This is a genomic window from Micromonospora sp. NBC_01638, assembly GCF_045209745.1.
Lineage (GTDB): Bacteria > Actinomycetota > Actinomycetes > Mycobacteriales > Micromonosporaceae > Micromonospora.
Map to the genome: position 1 here is coordinate 6,695,073 of NZ_CP109273.1, position 18,155 is coordinate 6,713,227.

Annotated in this window: 12 protein-coding genes; 8 read left to right on the top strand and 4 right to left on the bottom strand. The window is 70.2% G+C overall.

What is annotated here, in order from left to right:
* Nucleotides 1-96: 96 nt before the first annotated feature.
* Nucleotides 97-3,582 (bottom strand): S8 family serine peptidase, encoded by a 3,486-nt coding sequence (locus OG811_RS31095; protein ID WP_406070836.1) that lies wholly within the window; start codon nucleotides 3,580-3,582, stop codon nucleotides 97-99.
* A gap of 143 nt (nucleotides 3,583-3,725) precedes the next feature.
* Between OG811_RS31095 and OG811_RS31100 the strand changes: the two genes are divergently transcribed.
* From OG811_RS31100 to OG811_RS31110, 3 genes are all read left to right on the top strand, one after another.
* A complete protein-coding gene (locus tag OG811_RS31100) occupies nucleotides 3,726-4,238 on the top strand; it encodes a SigE family RNA polymerase sigma factor (protein ID WP_406070837.1) in 513 nt (170 codons plus the stop codon).
* Between the two features lie 9 nt (nucleotides 4,239-4,247).
* Nucleotides 4,248-5,567, top strand: coding sequence for a hypothetical protein (locus OG811_RS31105; protein ID WP_406070838.1), 1,320 nt, complete (start codon nucleotides 4,248-4,250; stop codon nucleotides 5,565-5,567).
* 157 nt (nucleotides 5,568-5,724) lie between these two features.
* The gene (locus tag OG811_RS31110) at nucleotides 5,725-8,658 is read left to right on the top strand and encodes a hypothetical protein (RefSeq protein WP_406070840.1); all 2,934 of its coding nucleotides are present in this window, start codon (nucleotides 5,725-5,727) and stop codon (nucleotides 8,656-8,658) included.
* Nucleotides 8,659-8,720: 62 nt separating this feature from the next.
* Here OG811_RS31110 and OG811_RS31115 read toward each other — a convergent pair whose 3' ends face one another.
* Nucleotides 8,721-11,552, bottom strand: a complete 2,832-nt coding sequence (locus tag OG811_RS31115) for a BTAD domain-containing putative transcriptional regulator (protein ID WP_406070841.1) — start codon at nucleotides 11,550-11,552, stop codon at nucleotides 8,721-8,723.
* A 196-nt stretch (nucleotides 11,553-11,748) separates the two neighbouring features.
* Here OG811_RS31115 and OG811_RS31120 point away from each other — a divergent pair, with 196 nt between their 5' ends.
* The 4 genes from OG811_RS31120 to OG811_RS31135 all read left to right on the top strand — a co-directional run bounded on the left by OG811_RS31120 (nucleotide 11,749) and on the right by OG811_RS31135 (nucleotide 13,780).
* Nucleotides 11,749-12,213, top strand: coding sequence for a hypothetical protein (locus OG811_RS31120; protein WP_406070842.1), 465 nt, complete (start codon nucleotides 11,749-11,751; stop codon nucleotides 12,211-12,213).
* Between the two features lie 57 nt (nucleotides 12,214-12,270).
* Nucleotides 12,271-12,756, top strand: a complete 486-nt coding sequence (locus OG811_RS31125) for a hypothetical protein (protein ID WP_406070844.1) — start codon at nucleotides 12,271-12,273, stop codon at nucleotides 12,754-12,756.
* A gap of 199 nt (nucleotides 12,757-12,955) precedes the next feature.
* Entirely contained in the window at nucleotides 12,956-13,189 is a 234-nt protein-coding gene (locus OG811_RS31130; RefSeq protein ID WP_406070845.1) for a hypothetical protein, read from the top strand.
* 15 nt (nucleotides 13,190-13,204) lie between these two features.
* A complete protein-coding gene (locus OG811_RS31135; protein ID WP_406070847.1) occupies nucleotides 13,205-13,780 on the top strand; it encodes a nucleotidyltransferase family protein in 576 nt (191 codons plus the stop codon).
* Nucleotides 13,781-13,875: 95 nt separating this feature from the next.
* On the opposite strand, the gene OG811_RS31140 is transcribed toward OG811_RS31135, so the two are convergent.
* The gene (locus OG811_RS31140; protein ID WP_406070848.1) at nucleotides 13,876-14,283 is read right to left on the bottom strand and encodes a nitroreductase family deazaflavin-dependent oxidoreductase; all 408 of its coding nucleotides are present in this window, start codon (nucleotides 14,281-14,283) and stop codon (nucleotides 13,876-13,878) included.
* 260 nt (nucleotides 14,284-14,543) lie between these two features.
* Here OG811_RS31140 and OG811_RS31145 point away from each other — a divergent pair, with 260 nt between their 5' ends.
* Nucleotides 14,544-16,169, top strand: a complete 1,626-nt coding sequence (locus tag OG811_RS31145; protein WP_406070849.1) for a GNAT family N-acetyltransferase — start codon at nucleotides 14,544-14,546, stop codon at nucleotides 16,167-16,169.
* Nucleotides 16,170-16,899: 730 nt separating this feature from the next.
* On the opposite strand, the gene OG811_RS31150 is transcribed toward OG811_RS31145, so the two are convergent.
* On the bottom strand, nucleotides 16,900-17,952 hold the full coding sequence (locus OG811_RS31150; RefSeq protein WP_406070851.1) for an NAD(P)-binding domain-containing protein: 1,053 nt from the start codon (nucleotides 17,950-17,952) through the stop codon (nucleotides 16,900-16,902).
* Nucleotides 17,953-18,155 lie beyond the last annotated feature (203 nt).

Genomic DNA, 18,155 nt, shown 5'->3' on the forward strand with positions numbered 1-18,155 from the left:
ATCACGAACAACCCCCGCTCGGCGGAGAGACCACCAGGTCGTCCGCGATGCGCCGGCCGTGGCGCACCGCGGACGACCGCGCCGTGCGTGGCCGGGTTATCCGGCCCGGTAGGCGTCGAGGATGGTCTGCTCGATGCCGCCACCGGCCTTGCCCCGCGCCATCACCCGCAACGACACCGTCTGACCAGCGGTGGGTTGAGGCAGGCGGGCCTGGTACGCGCCGTCGCCTGACTGGTTGACCCGCACAGGTTGCCAGGTGGTACCCCCGTCGAGGGAGACAGCGAGCGTGAAGGAGGTGATGGGTTGCGCTGGCACGCCGTGTGCCTGGCGGACGGCGAAGGTCGCCGTACCGGCGGGGATGGGACGGTTCGCCCTGTCCAGCGGCAGGTCGTAATCCACCGACAGCAGCGGCAGCGGGATGGTTTCGGTGCCGGCCGGTCCGGTGGACCGGAAGGTCCAGGAGGTGCTGACCCGGCGGGAGACCGGCAGGGCGGCACTGGCGTCGATGTCGTAGGTCAGCCGGTAGTCGGCGGCCTGCCGTGGCACCGTGAAGTCGGCGATCGAGCCGTTGACCTGGCCCACGGTCCGCCCGTCACGCTGCAGGGTGAGCGTACGCGGGATGTCGAGATCCCAGCCGTCGGCAAGGCAGTCGAACCGCCCGTGCTGGTCGGTGAGCGTGACGACCTCGATGTGCAGGTTACCGCTGGTGCGGCTCGGCGCGCTCGGTGCGCACGCGCTCGGGGAGATCGCCGGGTCGTCGTACCAGTCGGAACGCAGCGGCTGCCGCACCCAGGCCTTCGCCTGCCGGCTGCCCGGCGCGTACCGTCTCGTCGCCTCCTGGGTGACGATCCCGTCCCAGAACGCCTCGTCCAGCCAGTCGAAGCCGGGCGACACGTGATCGACGCGGTCGCCGGAGAGCGACTCGGTGGAGGTGTCGGCGATGAACACACCTTCCGAGCTGAGCCCGTACCGCTTGTGGCTGGTGACCGAGTCCGGGCGGTCCAGCGTGTGGAAGCGCTGGTCGATCCGGGCCAGGGTGGCGTGCTCGGCCGCGGTGACCCGGTACCCGGGATCGTCCGGGATGCGGTCGAACCGGCGGATCAGGTCGTAGAGGTACGGGCTCTGCTTCCCGCCGGGCGCGACCAGGCCGAAGGACCCGTACGCGTCGAACGTGCCGATGCCGGTCCCGTCGTTCGGCACCGCCGACACGTTACCCGCCCTGGCCGCGTCGCCCCAGGCGAAGGCGAAGTCGGTCCAACCGACGCCCCGCCGGGGCAGCTGAATGTAGGTCAGGCCGAGCGAGACGGCCTCGGTGGCGACCCCGTCCACGCTCGCCGTGAGCGGGCGGGCCTTGGTCAGGTCGAGTCGCAGCGACGTGTCGCCGGCGACCGCCAGGTCCGGGTCACCGGCCAGCGCCGCACGCTCGTCCCCCGGCGACCAGGACATGAAGCTCGCCATGACGCTGTACCGACCGGCGGGTACCCGGAAGGTCAGCGTCTCACCGGTCTCACCACTGTCGGCCTGGGCGTACCGGGCCTGGTCGTCGAGGTTGACCACCGTCACCGTGGCCCACGCCGACGCCTCGTCCGGAGCACCGGGAATCGCGGTCGTCTCGACGGTGAGGTCGTGGCTCGGTGCCTCCACCTGGAACGTCACCGGCGTACGCGATGCCACCCGGCCGCCGACGCGGGCCGTGACCACGGCCGTGTAGCGGCCGGGACGGGTCGTGAACGCGGCGCGGTCGACGCGCAGCGTGACGCCGCTGCTGGCCCCCGCGGCGAGGTGAACCCGAGGAGCGGAGAGGGTTGCTGCGCCGGCCGGTGCGGCGACCCCGTCGTGGTCGGTCACCGCAACGGCGATGTCGACCATGGCCGAGCCGGTCCCGGTGTTGACCCACGCCAGCTTCGCGTCGGTCGTGCCCGACTGCGGGTGGTCGAAGATGCCGAGGTTGACCACCGGCTCGGCGCTCACCACTCCGGACAGCGGCCGGGCCACATCGAGCCGCCCGCTACCACTGGTGTACGGGTCGCCGTCGGCGATCGGGTCGGTCGCGCCGGTCAGTGCGGCCTTGAGCCGCCCGCCGTTCCACCCGGGGTGGCGCTGGGCCAGAACGGCGGCCGCGCCGGCGGCGTGCGGGGCGGCCATCGACGTACCGGACAGGAACACGTACTGCGCGTCGAGCGGCCGGCCCAGGGTGGTCCCGGCGGCCCGGGCCGCGACGATGTCCACGCCCGGCGCGACCAGTTCCGGCTTCGCGGCACGGGTGTTGACCAGCGGTCCTCGGCTGGAGAAGTCGGCGAGTACATCGTCGCCGTCCACCGCGCCCACGGTGAGTGCGGTGGCGGCGGCGCCCGGCGCGGAGACTGTGCCGTAGAGCGGTCCGGAGTTGCCGGCCGCGACCACGAAGAGCGCCCCGGTCTGCGTGGACAGTGTGTCGAGCGCGAGCGACATCGGGTCGGTGCCGTCGCTCGACTCCCCGCCGCCGAGGCTCATGTTCACCACGTCGGCCCGGCTCGCGGCCCACTCCATACCGGCGATCACCTGTGAGTCGGTGCCATCGCCGTGGTCATCGAGGACCTTGCCGACGACGAGACGGGCGTCGGGCGCCACGCCCCGTCGGGCGCCGTTCGAGGCCGCACCGGTGCCCGCGATCGTGGCCGCCACGTGGGTGCCGTGACCGTGGTGATCACCGGCGTCGCCGTCGTCGGCCGTGAAGTCCTTCTTCTCCGCGACCTGTCCCGCGAGGTCCGGGTGGGTGGCGTCGATCCCGGTGTCCAGCACCGCGACGCGGGTGCCCTTGCCGGTGTAGCCGGCGTCCCACGCCTGCGGCGCGGCGACCTGCCGCAGGTTCCGGTCCCACCACCCGCCCCCGGTGCCGGTGCCGGTCGCGGTCGCGGGGGTCATCGCGGTCGCGGGGGCGTGGGTCGCCCGTACCCGCCGGTCCAGCCACACCTTCGGCGACGAGCCGGACGAGCGGAGCTTGGCCGGGCCGGTGGCGAGCGACCGGACGAACGCCGCGCTCGCCGCCTTCGAGCGCCGGCCCGCGACCGCACCGATGCTCGTCAGCTCGCGGAGATCGGTCAAACCGGTGACCAGGGGGTCGCTCTTCGCCTGGCGGGCCTGCCCGCCGGGCCGGATGATGAGCGGCAGTTCCTTGGTGCGGGCGTCGTCGTAGCCGTTGAGGATCAGCGTGGTCACGTCGAACAGCGCCGGGTCCAGCACCGTGTCGAGCAGCGGGGCGACCCGGGCCGGCACCACCCGCACGTGCCCGTCCGGGCCGCAGCTGCGGTTCATCACGCCGCTCGGCTCGGCCGGGCGCACGCTCACCGCGGGACAGCCCGACGACGTGCTCCGGACGGTCACCACATCCCCGGTCAACAGCGTCACCGTGTACGTCCGCCCGGCGGGAAGCAGTGCCGCCTGGGTGGCCACGGTCGACGTGCCCCGGGTACCGCCCTGTTCTCTGGCAGCGGTAGCGGGGACGGCCCACCCGAGCGCCACCAGGAGCACTCCCACGGTGGGTAGTCCGACCAGTGGGCGGCTGCGGCTGCGCAGCCAACCGCCATCCATCGAGAGATTCATGCCCCTTAGAAGGGCTCGGACGACAGCGAGGTTGCCTGACCGGGTGGATGGAAAAAATCACGCACAGCAGATCCGTGGACCGGACAACCGCTTGGTCGCCCGCGCCCGTCTGAGGGGGGATGACCCAACGGAGGGAACCGACGATGCGGGATGCCTCGGAGCGGGAGTACGTCGACTACGTCACGGGGCGCCTGCCCGCGCTGCGACGGCTGGCGTATCTCCTGGTTGGAGACGAGCACCGCGCTGATGACCTGGTCCAGCAGACCATCACCACCCTGTACGTGAAGTGGAAGCGTGCGCAGGCGGCCGAGCATCTCGACGCGTACGTCCGGACCATGCTGGTGCGGACGCACCTGGACGAGCGGCGGCTGGCCTGGGCACGGGTCCGGCTGTTCCAGAAGGTGCCGGATCCGGATCCGGTCGAGGAACACGGCATCGAAGACCGCCAGATCATCCGGGCGGAGCTGGCCCGGGTGCCTCGCCGGCAGCGGGCCGTGCTGGTGCTGCGGTTCTGCTATGACCTGCCGGTCGACGAGGTGGCCACGATTCTCGGCTGCTCGGCCGGCACGGTGAAAAGCCAGACCTCTCGTGGGTTGGCGACGCTGCGACGCCTGCTCAACGAGCGGGGTTTCACACGTCATCCCGCCTTGAATTGAGGAGTAGACATGCCGAGCGAACGTGACCTACTGAACTCGCTCGACGAGGGGCCGCACAGCCCCTCCAGAGTGGACATCGAACGCGCGATCGCCGATGGTCGGCGTCGCCGCGCCCGCCGCGGCATCGCCTACACGGGCGCCGCGGCGGTGACCGCGCTCGCCGTCGCCGGCGCGTCGGTCGCGGCAGGGGCGCTCCGCCACTGGCCGACGCAGCCCGCGGCGACCGGTACCGCACCCACCGCCGTCGCCACCGTGACGCAGCCACCGTACGTCATTCCCGGCACCCCCGGCTGGCGCGTGCCGGCGGCGACCCCGCCCACCAGTTGCACGCTCGACCGGCTACCCGCGCCGGACAACGCCCCGGCTGCGGTGGTCTCCGGCGCCGAACCCACCGGCCGGTACCTCGTCGGCCACTCGTACCCGAAAACCGGCGGCTACCAGGCGGTGATCTGGCACGACGGCAGGGCCGACAAGGTGATGCTCCCCGGCGACCTGGAGGAGTCGCTGCAGGACGTCAACTCGGCGGGTACCGCGGTCGGCTGGAGCTTCACAGGTAGCGGCGAGGCGGACACCGGCCCGGTCCCGTACGTCTACCACGACGGCAAGGTGTCGAGGCTGCCCGGCGTACGGCGTGGATCGGCGTACGCGATCAACAACGCCGGGGCCATCGTGGGCGACGACTCCGGCGACGCCGCGCTGGTCTGGCCGTCGGCGACCACGGAGCCGATCCGGCTGCCGCTGCCCGCCGGCGCGTCGAGAGCCACGGCCCGCGACATCGACGAGGACGGCACGGTCGTGGGCACCATGACCGTGGGCGGGCGAAGCACACCGTCAGCGTCGGGCATCGCCCCGACCGTGCCGTACGTCTGGCTCCCCGACGGCACCCACCGCCAGCTGCCGATGCCGACCATCGACGGTGTCCAGGCCGCGACCGCGAGCGTCGCCAGTGTCCGCAACGGCTGGGCGATCGGCGTTGCCGGCCGCGACACGAAGACCTTGGGGTCGGGAAGCCCGGGCGACGCCGACCAGGCAGCCGCTACCCGGGCGGTCCGCTGGCACATCCAGACCGGCGAGGTGCGCGTCTTCGACGAGCTGCGCTTCGGCGCCGAGACGACGAACGCACACGGCTGGCAGGTCGGCATGGACCGGCAGGGGCGCGCGGTACTCCGCACCGACGCCGCCACCGTGGTCCTGCCGGACCTCGCCGACCCTCCGCCGGGCGGACTCTCCACCATCGCGACCACGTTGAGCGATGACGGGCGCACCATCGCCGGACAGTCCGACGATTCGACGGGAAAGCTCCAGGCCATCGTGTGGCGCTGCCGGTGACCGGACCGGCGATAGCACTTTCAAGGGAATTTCAATGCCCGATCAGCGGCGCACGTTACTTTCCCTCGGCCCATCCTGAGGGCAGCCCCCTGCGTAGACCGACGGCGCGTCGCGATCCCGGCGCGCACGTCTCGCCCACCCCAGAGCAAGGAGCAGCGTGAGAACCATCCTGGCAATGAGTACGGCGGCGATCACCCTGGCCGCCGCCGTACTGGTCGGCGGCCAAGCCCAGGCCGTGTCACCCGACGACACCACGCGTCGAGTCGGCGACCGGCCGGCACCGACCGCGCCCGCACCCGAGGACGACCGGTACGCGTCCCAGCAGCCGAAGCCGTACCAGCCCGTGACGCCGGACCGCAAGGCCAAGCCGCCGAAGGCGGAGCGGCCGGACTTCGGACCGCACGAGAAGATCGTCCGCGCGTACCACCGCGGCCAGTTGTCGCTCGACGACACCGTGCGGTACGGCACCATGTCGGTCGACTCCCCGGCCTCGGTGCCCGCGCGCCTGCGCCCCACCGGCGCCATCGAGGACCCGGCGACGTACCTGACCTACCTGTCGATGTTGTCGGCCAGCGCGGCGCCGGCCACCTCCCGCGCCCTCACTTCGACGGTCGCCGCACCGGCCGTCGCGGCGGCCGACGACTGCGCGGCCGACGACCTCCTGTACAACGGCGTCATCTACAAGTGCCGGGCCGGCTCCGACGAGTTCCTCATCCTGTACAACATCGCAGGTGGCGGACAGCCCGGCGTCCCGGCGGACTACAACCCGAACGGACGGGCGAAGGCCGTTCAGTACATGCTGAATGCGTTGCTGATCGCGGCCAACGAGTACCGGGCCATGGGGTATCCCCTGCCCGTTCGCCCGGACAGGCCGTACGTGCTCGTGTACGGCGTGAACAGCATACTCGGGCAGCAGAACACGGCGCCCTTCGTGCTGCCGTTCGGGCTGAACCAGCAGCCGACGATCCTGGTGCCGACCACCGAGACCAGGTGGGACTACATGCCGCGGCACGAGCTGTTCCACATCATGCAGTACCAGTACTGGGACAAGTCCAGCGTGGGCTTGGACGCCGTGTGGAGCTTGGTGGGCGGCAAAGAGTTCGGCTCGATGAACTGGTGGATGGAGAGCACCGCCGAGTGGGCGGCCCACCAGACCTACGTTCGGACCGGGCTCCATCCGATCGAGGACCCGAACGACAGGCAGCACGAGGACTACGCCCGCAACGTCTCCCAGGTGCTGCGCAAGCCCGGCCAGGCGCTGAACTCGTGGGGCGGGCTCGGTGGAGGCTCCCAGTACGGGGCGTTCCTGCTGCCCGCGTACCTGACCGAACGGACCGACGGCGCCTTCGTGCGCCGCACCTGGGAGAGCATCCGGAACCACGACCACCTGCCGATCGAGGCGATCCGCAACACTGTCGAGGGCTACAGCATGAACTTCAAGTACATGCTGCTGGACTACCACATCGCCAACTACCGCCTGACGAAGGCGAACGCCGCCCCACCACCGGACGTCTGGGGCCGCTACGGCTACCAGGACACGGACGCCCACAACGTGTGGCGGAGCTTCCTGTACGGCTACAGCGAGACCGCCGACGACGGGCTGGGTGACGCCCGCCCGGCGCGCAAGAAGCACACCGTCCCGGCCGGTACGCACACCGAGTACCACGACACCCTGCGCAAGGGCGGCGCGGTCTACCACGACTTCTGGGCCAAGGCGCAGTCCGGCGACCCGGACTGCGGCTACTGCTCGACGCTGATGGTGGACACCACCAAGGACCCGAACCGTAGCTCCGCGATCATCGTGTGGTCGCCCAAGGGCAGCCCCGGCACGCTCGCCGAGTACCCGACCATCGAGACCGTGAAGTACCCCGACGCCGGTGGGCTCATCACCGTGTCGAACTTCGCCTACCCGATGGTGGCCACGCTGGTGACCACCTGGACCGAGTTGGACATCCACTCGCAGGACGCGGACAACTCTCCCAGGACGTTCGACACCTACATGGAGACCACGCTGCCGCTGAAGGAGCGGAGCTGCGCGCTGCGCGCGCCCAACGTCACCAGCCTCACCACGCACGTCGCCCCCGAGTCGACCTTCAACTCGTACGCGGCCACCACCCCCGACGGCTGGACCGGCGGCGACTCGACCTACTCGGTGAAGCTGCCGGACGGCCGCATCATCTGGTTGTTCTCCGACACCTGGATCGGCCCGCTGAACTCCGACGGCACCCGACCGACAACGGCGCCACTGGTGAACAACACGTTCGTGGTGCAGAACGGCAGCAACCTCACCACGTACCACGGCGGAACGGCCGGGGCGCCCCGCCCCATCATGGGCCCGACGTCCACCACCACCTGGTACTGGGTCGGTGATGGGCACCTCTCCGGTAACGGGCTCCAGGTGGTGTACCAGGAGTACCTGAGGTTCGGTTCCGGGGGGTGGGACTTCCGGTTCAACCGCAACGTCGTGGCGGACTTCGACCTGAACAACCTGCACGCCCCGGTCCAGGTCCGCAACCTGCCCTCGGCCAGCGGGGTGGCGTGGGGCTCGGCGCTGCTGCCGGCGAGCCGCAGCGGTGACGGCTACACCTACATCTACGGCGTCGACGACTCGCCGACGCACAAGCAGATGCGGATCGCCCGCGTCCAGGGCAGCGACCTCGCCACCGGTACCTGGCAGTACTACACGCCATGGGGCTGGACGTTCCGGGAGCAGAATGCGCGCAACATGCTCACCGGCATCGCGAACGAGTACAGCGTGACCCCGTGGAACGGCCAGTATCTGCTGCTCAGCCAGGACAGCACGGAGGCGTTCAGCGGCCGGATCATGGCCTACACGTCGTGCTCGCCGTTCGGGCCGTTCAACCATCGCACCGAGGTCTACCGGATGCCCGAACCGGGCCCGTACGGCAGCTACTGGAACGGCAACGTCATCTCCTACAACGCGCACGTCCACGCGTCGCTGAGCTCGGGTAACACGTTCACCGCCTCGTACAACGTGAACAGTATGGACACGAGGGTGAGTTCAAAGGGGGACCACTACCGGGACCCGGGAATCTACCGGCCCCGATTCTTCCGGTTCACGCTCGGATGACGGACCGGTGTGGTGGCGCCGCGGCCGGCGGCGTCACCACACCGGCGCATCCGACCCGTGGGTCACCCCGACTCGGACCGCTGGTCGGCGCCGGGCGGCGCGGCCGGCAACAGGCGCAGCCGTTCGGCCAACTCCGCGGCCGCGGCGTCGTCCAGGTCGGTCAACAGAGCCATCGCCCGCTGCCACGCCCGCCGGCCCCCGGCCGCCTCACCGGCGGCGAGCCGGCTCTCCCCGAGGCAGACCAGCGAACGTGCCGAGCCCATCCGGTCGCCGCACTCCTGCAACATCTCAAGGCTGCGCTCATAGCACTGGATGGCGAGCGGGTACTCGCCGCGTTGATGGTGGATGTAGCCGATGCTGTCCCAGCCGGCCGCCTCGCCGTGGCGGTCGGCACTCGCCTGGAGCAGCGCCAGCGCGGCGCGGCAGTGCTCCAGCGCCTCGCCGTACTGGCCGAGTTGGGCGTGTTCCCAACCCAGCGCGGCGAGGGTACGGGCCTCGCCAACGCCGTGGCACTCGGCGCGAAACAGGACCAGGGCGCGTTCCAGGTGGTACACCGCGTCCCGGTGGCGCTGCTGCCGGTCGAACATCCGGGCGATGTCCAGTTCGACGTGCGCCTGCCCGATCCGGTCCTCGACGATCCGGTACAGGTCGAGCGCCCGCTGGTAGTCGACTTCGGCGTCGCCGTGCTGGCCGAGCCGGTCGAACCCGTCGGCCAGATACCGGTGTGCCACCGCCTGCGCCGCGGTGTCCCCGACCTTCATCGCCATCGCCACCGCGGTGCGCTGCGCCCGCACCTGGTCGTGGCGGTGCCACTGCCGGCTCAGCCACGGCTTGATCGCCCAGGCCAACTGCCAGGCGTGTGCGGCGAATCCCTCAGCCGCGGCCCGGTCGATCGCAGCCAGCACGACCGCCCGCTCAGCGGTGAACCACGCCTGAGCCTCCTGCCGGTCGGTCGGCTCGTCGACGTGCACCTCGTCGGCGCACGGCTCGAACCGGATCGGCGATCGGTGCGGCTCCACGAGCGCGTCGGCGAGCCGCGCGCTGTGCAGGTAGTGGTCGAGGAGCCGGCGCAGCGCCAGGCGGCGGTCCGCCGCCGACTCGATGGTCCGCGCCAACTCCTCCGCGTACGCCCGGATCAGGTCGTGGAACACGTAACGGCCCGGAACAGGTTCCTCGATCAGGTGTGCCCGGATCAGCTCGCCGATGAGTGCTCGCGTCCGCGCCACGGGCAGTCCCATGAGGTTGGCCGCCGCGGACAGGCTGAGGTCGGGGCCGACATGCAGGCCGAGTCGCCGGAACAGCCGGGCGGTCTCCGTACCGAGCGCCCGGTAGGACCGGGAGAACACCGTCCGCACGTCGGTGGCCGAGTCACCGTTGGCTAGGACGTCGAGGCGGTCGCGACTCTCCCGCAACTCGGCCGCGAGCGCGGCCAGCGGCAGATGGGGGTTGGTGACGGCGCGAGCGGCGACCACGGCCAGCGCCAGCGGCAGCCGACCGCACGACTCGACGATGTCCGCGCTCGCCTGCGGTTCACGGGCGACCCGCTCGCTGCCGAGCCGCTTGGCCAGGAACTCCCGCGCCTCTGCTGGGGAGGGGCGGCTGAGCGCGAGCGGCGTCGCACCATGTCCGACCACCAGTCCGGTCATCTGGTCGCGGCTGTTCACCACGACCAGGCACCCGGAAGCTCCGGGCAGTAGCGGGCGGACCTGCGCGGCGTCCCGCGCGTTGTCCAGCACGATCAGAACCCGTCGCTGCGCGACCACCGTACGGAAGAGGGCCGACTGCTCGTCCAGCGCCGCCGGAAGCCGGTTCGCCGGCACGCCCAGCCCGGCCAACAGCCGGCGCAGCGCATCGGCCGGGTCCATGGCGGCGCCCGTGGTGTCGAAGCCGCACAGGTTCACGAACAGTTGCCCGTCCGGAAAGCGGTCGGCGACCCGGTGGGCCCAGTGCACGGTGAGCGCCGTCTTGCCCGCCCCCGGGGCACCACTGATTACGGCGACCGCGACACCGGTGTGCCGCCACCCCAGCAGCTCGTCGAGCGCGGCCAGCTCGGCGGTACGGCCGGTGAAGTACGCCACGTCGGCGGGCAGCTGACGGGCGCACGGACCGGCCGTCGCCACCGCCGGCGCCGCCACCGCCTGCGACGCCGCCACCGCCGGCGGATCGTCCGCCAGCACCGCGCGATGGATCCGCTGCAGCTCGTCGCTCGGCTCGATGCCGAGATCCCGGCTCAGCCGGAGCCGGGTCGCCCGGAACACGTCCAGGGCCTCGCTGCGCCGGCCGGCGCGATGCAGCCCGGTCATCAGCAGCGCGACCGCGTTCTCCCGCAGCGGATGCTCGGCGACCACGGCGGTCAGTCGACCGATGGCGGCGCCCGGGCGCCCCCCGCGCAGCTCGGCCCGGGACAGCTCCTCGACGGCGGCGAGCCGCTCCTGCTCGAGAGCCGGCCCGGCCGTCGCCGCCAGCCACTCACCCGCGACGTCGGCGAACGCGGGACCGCGCCACAGGTCCACGGCGGTACGCAGCAGTTCGTCGAGCGGGGCGTCAACGGCCTGCGCCCGCCCCACCAATCGTCGGAACCGGTGCACGTCCACCGACTCACGCGGCACGTTCAGCCGGTAGCCCGGACCCGCCGTCACCAGCTCGACCCCGGGGATGTCGTCGAGGAGCCGGCGGAGCCGGGACACGTGCCCCTGGATGGCATTGCGCGCTGACGCTGGCGGACAATCGCCCCACAGAGCGGTGACCAGCTGGCCGAGGGTGACGACGTGGGCCGGGGTCAACAGGAGCATCGCCAGGATCGTGCGCTGCTGGGCGTTCGTTGGACTCAGCCGCTCGCCGTGGCACCACACACCGACCGGTCCCAGCACCCGGAACTCGACACCGTCCATCATTCACCGCTCCCGAGCAGGCACCTCGCGCAGCTTACTGACCGGACCCGACGGGCAGATCCGGCGGGCGTCGGCGCGACCGTCGACAAGCGATGGTATGGCCGCGGGCACTGCCGTCAGCGGCATTTCAGCGCCCTTTCACCCGTCGCCGATACGGTCCGCCGGTCAAGATCGATTATCTGATCCCAGGGAGTGCTGAATGATCCGTCGTACCCTCCGTCGTGCCGGCGTACTGGCCGTCGGCCTGGTCACCGTGGCCGCCTCGGCACTGATCACCGCCGCACCCGCGCAGGCTGCGACCTCCTGCTCCGGCACCGTGACATACAGCAAGACGGTCTCACGCAGCGGCAGCCCCATCGCAGAACTGATCATCTACTACAACAGCAGCAACGGTGGCACCAACAGCGCCTGCTTCTACCACCGAGGCGTCTCCTACGGCAAGTCGGCGCTGACCGGCGTCCAAATCGCCCGCTGCACCCAACGCTCAGGCGAAGGGCGCACCTGCAACTTCGATGCACTCTCCAACCCCGACGAGGGCACCTACTCCTCCTACGCCGGACCGGTCGGTGTCACCGGCACCGCCAACAACTGCGTCTCGGCAAAGGGTTGGATCGTCTGGGACTTCACGGTCTACACCGTGGACAGCCTCACCCAGGGCTGCTGACACCAGCGGCAGACACCCATGCTCCCTCGCATCAACTTCCTATCCATGGAGAGACACATGAAGACAGTTCTCTTGGGACTCATGCGGTCCAGGCGCGGCTTCCGCGGCGGGGCTCTCGCCCTGGTGGCCACGGTCATCGCCGTGTTCGCCGCAGCGCCCCCGAGTAGCGCCGCCGCTGACAACTACCTCGATGTATGCGGCTTTTCGCAATATTCCTGCCAGACCGGCGTCAAGGTCGCGGGGCCGGTTGGCGAATGCCTGATGACGACCGCCTACTACCACTCCACCATCGTCTGCATCGACTACGACGGTGACTTCGTCTACGTCAAGGACAACCAGGCCGACGGCTACTCAGCGCTGGGGCAGGTCTGGAGCCAATACGGCGTCGCCGAACGGTATTGCCGCAATACCCACGGAAACGGCAGTTGGGCCAGGTGCAACTTCGACTGGCGCGAGGACGGTACGAAAAAGGTTCGGGGCGGCGTCCGCTACAACGATCACGAGTGGCGGACCGGGCCCCTCTGGGAGTTCTCCGGTAAGTGACCGTGTCCGCTACCCTCTGCCCGCGTTCAGGGCTGCACCGAGAGCTTCGACGCTCAGGCGAGTAACTCAGTGAGACACACGGCAGGGGCCGTCTCGGTAGACCGAGACGGCCCCTGTGGCGGCACCATTGGATCATCAACGCCCGCCTCCGCATCCGCGTCGCGGATGCGGTGATCGCGTCGTCCAGCCGACAGGGTTCATGACCGGCGGCATCGACATCGCCGTTGACTACACCGCGGGCGCCAGGCTGCCGGTCACCGGCGTCCGTACCAGCCTCGTCAGAGGCGACCGGATGGTCGAACGGTCACGGGCCAACGACGCCGCGCCGTTCGACGGCGGAGCGGGCATCGGGTTCACCCCGAAGCAGGTGGGTCACGACTTCGCTCTGCTCTCAGCCCTCGCTCGCAAGCGGTGTGCACGTCTGCTGGTTTAGGGTCCTGAGGTGGTCATGAGCGCGCAGGACGTTGTGGGCGTGATCGAGTCAGACCCGGCAGCAATGAGAGTCCTTCGGACTACGGCCGACCTTGGATTACCGGACTGGTGGATCGGTGCCGGCTTCGTACGCAACCGCGTCTGGGACGCGATCAGCGGCCTCCCGGTTTCGGCGGAGCGCGACGTGGATGTCGCCTACTTCGACCCGGAGAAGCTGGACCCACGCGAGGACGCACGCGCCGAAGCCCAGGCCATGGTGGCCCTGCCTGGGGTGCCGTGGGAGATTCGTAATCAAGCACGGATGCATCTGCGCAATGGCGATAAGCCCTACACGTCCGCGCTGGACGCGATATCGCGTTGGCCCGAAACGGCGACGTGCGTCGCGGTGACTCTGCGGGGTGACTCTGTTCGCCTGGTGTCCTGCCATGGGCTGGCTGACCTTGTGGGAATGGTTGTCCGCCCGTCTCCAGCCATGAACAACGCAGCGGGCCGCGCGAAGGTACAGCGCCGCGTGGAGGTCAAGGGATGGCTCGACCGATGGGCCGGACTGCGGCTGGAGATCTGGCGCTCACGCCAAGCGAAGGAAGGGTAGCCCCGACAGGACGTCCTCTTCGTGCCATGAGCGGGTACGCGCCGGATCAGCGGCGCGGCCCGCACAGGCGGGCAATGGGGTTGTGCCGCCTCTGCCTACGGCGCAGGTTCCAGTACGACGACTGGGATCTGGCGGGTGGTCTTCTGCTCGTAGTCGGCGAAGCCTGGATACGCGACCTTCTGCGCGCTCCAGATCCGTTCCCGCTCGTCCCCGGCGGCAACTCTGGCGACCAACTCGACCTTGTCCGTACCAATCTCCGCTTGGGCCTGCGGATGAGCGAGCAGGTTGTAGTACCAGTCGGGATTGGTGGGCGCACCGCCCTTGGACGCGAACACGGCGTAGCCGCCGTCCACCTTCTGGTACATCACCGGGTTCACGCGGGGCTGGCCGCTCTTGGCGCCGATCGTGTGCAACAGCAGCAGCGGCGCGCCAGCGAACTGACCGCCGACCTGCCCACCGTTGGCGCGAAACTCAATGATGATCTTGTCGTTCCAGTCGCTCATGCCCTCTCCTCGCCTCCGCGCACCGACTCCTTGAACACGATTCTGACAGTCTCAACCGGGCGTGACCCCGCAAGCACGCACCAACGAGCCCGGCGGCGACAACGCGTAGCGTTCGGTTCGCGGCAGGTGCGACGTCGAAGGCTTGGCTGCGGTGTTTGGCTTCCGTGCGGCCGAAGATGCCGGCCTGCTCAGCGCTTGCAAGTCCTCGGGCCGTGAAAAAACCCGTATCGATGTGGCACGGCGGTGGCTAGCGTACGCAGATGAGCAGTATCCCGATGGCCGGACTGCGGCTGCGGTTCATCACCGATCCGGGCGAGTTCCTGGCCGCCGCGGGTGACTACCTGGGCGCCGATCCGGTCGTCTGCACGGTCGTGACCACCGTCGCGCACCGGCTGTTGTCGCAGCGGGCCGAGGGGTTCTCGCAGCCCGACCGCGACTGGTGGCTGGTGGTCAGGGACGATTCCGGCGCCGTGGTCGGTGCCGGGATGCGCGCGGCGCCGTATGCCCCCTACCCGCTATTCCTGCTGCCCATGCCCGACGAGGCTGCCGTTGCGCTGGCCCACGCGTTGCACGAGCGCGAGGAGGAGGTACTCGCGGTCAATGGGGCCCTGCCTGCCGTTGAACTGTTCGCCGCCGAGCTGGCCCGGCTCGGCGGGGGTCGAGTCCAGGTCACCCAGCACACGCGGCTGCACGAGCTCGGCGAGGTGGCGTGGCCGCCACCTGTGCCTGGCGGCTTGGTGGTCGCGACCCAGGACGACGTGGGACTGGTCACGGAGTGGTTCGCCGCGTTCATGGGCGACGCCGACGAACAGGCGGGTCGCCCGCGCGGTACCAGTGCGCACGAAGTGCCCGACCGCTCGGAGATGCTGCGCCGGCTCCAGGCCGGACGGCTCTGGTTCTGGGTCGACGAGACTGGGGAGCCGGTGCACCTCACCGGTGCCAACCCACCGTCGTTCGGGGTGGCCCGCGTGGGCCCCGTCTACACGCCCCCTGCCCAGCGCGGGCGTGGTTGGGCCAGCAACGCGGTCGCCGAGGTTTCCCGCCGAATCCAGGCCGAGGGCGCGCGGGTCTGCCTGTTCACCGACCAAGCCAACCCGACCTCGAACAAGATCTACGCCAACTCTCGGCTACCGCCCGGTCGTCGACATGGCCAACGTGATCATCGTCCGCTGACGCCGAATGTATCGGGCATGAGCGGATGTTCAGGGTCAGGAATGCCTGAGCGGCCGCTCGCGACTGGTGCCCGGGTCGACGGGCACGAGTTGTGTCGGTTGGCCGTGGGAGACTCTCGCGCCGTGGACGTTGACGAGTTTTGGGCGGTCGTGGAGTCGGCCGGGGCGGGTCTCGACGGGCGGACCGGCGACGACGGTGAGGCCGTTGCCGCGGCACTGGTGACGCGTCTGGCCGCAACATCACCGGAGGGCATCCTCGAGTTCCAGGACCTGTTCGATCAGCTCCATGGCACCCTTTATCGCTGGGACGTGTGGGCGGCTGCGTACCTGATCGGCGGGGGATGCTCAGACGACAGCTTCATGGATTTCCGGGCGGGAGTCATCGCGCTCGGGCGCGAGTGGTACGAACGTGTCCTGGCCTCCCCCGACGGACTGGCTGACCATCCCGTGGTACGACAAACGGCGGCCGAGGAAGACGACGGCACGCTGTTCGCCGAGTCGGTGAACTACGTGGCCAGCGAGGCCTATGAGCAGGTCACGGGTGACGACCATGCCTTCTACGAGGCGATGAAGGTCCGTCAGCAAGCTGCGGTCGGCATCGACGAGGCCCGCGAGCCCGACATGGGTGAGGACTTCGACTTCGATGACGATGACGAGATGCGGCGTCGGCTGCCCCGGCTGGCCGAGCTGTTCCTCGACGCCGGGGAGGATTGATCTCGGCGGCTGAGCCCCGAAGCGCGTCGAGGAGCACGATGGTGTCGCTGCTGCCCGTGGACCGTTTCGGCTCCGCGGTGAAGCCCGAGGTTGCCAGCGCGCCCGCGACCGCGTCCAAGCCGTCGTCCTCGCCTATCAAACGGGACTGATCAACCCGGCAACATCGCCATAGCCCGCCGGCGTTCGCCACCACCGCCACCCCTGGCAACGCAAGCCGCGCTAGGACACGATCAGGTAGGCGGTCTCGCGGCTGGTCCTGCTGTTGGTGGTGCGGGTACGGGTGATCCGGACGGCCTGTTGGGCGTGGGGGAAGGCGATGCCGCCGGGGGTTGCACGGTGGCGGCTTTGACGGTGCGGGTCTCGCGGCGGCCGTGCCCGGTGTCACGGCGTCTGTCACCGGCCGGGATCCGCTCCCCCAACCGATCGCCAAACCGGACCGACTCGACCGGCTCGACATCCGACGACGAGACCGATTCGGCGGCCTCCGCCACGAATAAACGACACGAGCGCTTGACCTGCTCGGACGGTGTTTTCGGCACCTACCGGGTCATCTGGCTGCTCGAGAAAGCTCGCCAGGCGTACGACGTGCTGGCCGACCCCCGCCCGGGCGGCCTGCCTCAGTACGAGTCCCGGACGCTGACGGCTGTGTCGGGCGCCTGCCCGAACGCGCGCAGGTCCTGTCCGTCGCCAGCCGCACCTGCCCCTTGACGGATCCACCGTCGCCGAGCGGTCAGACCGGCGCGGGCGCCGCCAGAAGCGCGCGCAGTTCGCGGACCGCTGCCCGCCCGGCGCGGTTCGCGCCGACTGTGCTCGCGGACGATCCGTAGCCGACCAGGTGGATCCGGGGGTCGGCGACCACCCGGGTGCCGTCCACGACGATGCCGCCGCGGGGCCCCCGCAGCCGCAGCGGGGCCAGGTGGTCGAGCGCCGGCCGGAAGCCGGTGCACCAGAGGATGACGTCCACATCCTGTGCCGCACCGTCGCGCCACTGGACGCCGTCGGGGACGATCCGGTCGAACATCGGCCGGCGTAGGAGGAGACCGCGTTCCCGGGCTTCGAGCAGCTGCGGTGTCCACGACAGCTCGGTCGCGCTGGCGATGCTTCCCGGGAGCAGGCCGGCCCGTACCCGTGCCTCCACCTTGGCGACCACCTCGCGTCCGTAGTCCGGCGTGAACGGCCCGTCCCGGAACACCGGCGGCCGGCGGGTGACCCAGGTCGTCGTCGCCGCGACGTCGGCGATCTCGACCAGGAGCTGCACGGCCGACGTTCCGCCCCCGACGACAACCACCCGCTTCCCTGCGAATTCCGCCGGCCCCCGGTAGTGGGCGGTGTGCAGCTGCCGCCCGCGGAACGCTTCCTGTCCCGGGTAGTACGGCACGAACGGCCTGGTCCACGTTCCAGTGGCGTTGATCAGCGCCCGGGTGGTCCAGGTGCTGTTGCCAACTTCGACGAGGAGTCGTCCGTCACGGGCGTTCCGGACGGCCGTGACGGCCACTGGCCGCTGCACGTCGATGCCGAATTTCCTCTCAAAGGCGGCGAAGTAGGCCGGCACCGCGTCGGCGGCTGGTTCGTCCGGCGACGGAGGCGTGAAGCGCATGCCGGGCAGATCGAAGATCCCATGCACGGTCGCCATGCGCAGCGTCGGCCACCGGTGCTGCCAGGCCCCGCCGGGTGCCGGGTTGGCGTCCAGGACGGCGAAGTCAAGACCGGAGGAGCGCAGGTGGTACCCGCTGGACAGCCCCGCCTGTCCGGCGCCGAGAACCACCACATCCGTCTCCAGCATGTGCGGGACAACGCCTCAGGCTCACCCGGGCCTTCCCACCGGCGATGGATCTCACACCGCCCGGACGTACCCTGTGGCTGCCGAAAGTGCGATCCGACCTGCTCAGGGCCGAGTCGTGGGCCATGACGACCGATCGTCGCTGGTTCGGGCTGTCACCCTGCCGGATCGGTGCCGGTGATTGCGCGGTGATGCCGCACGGCCAG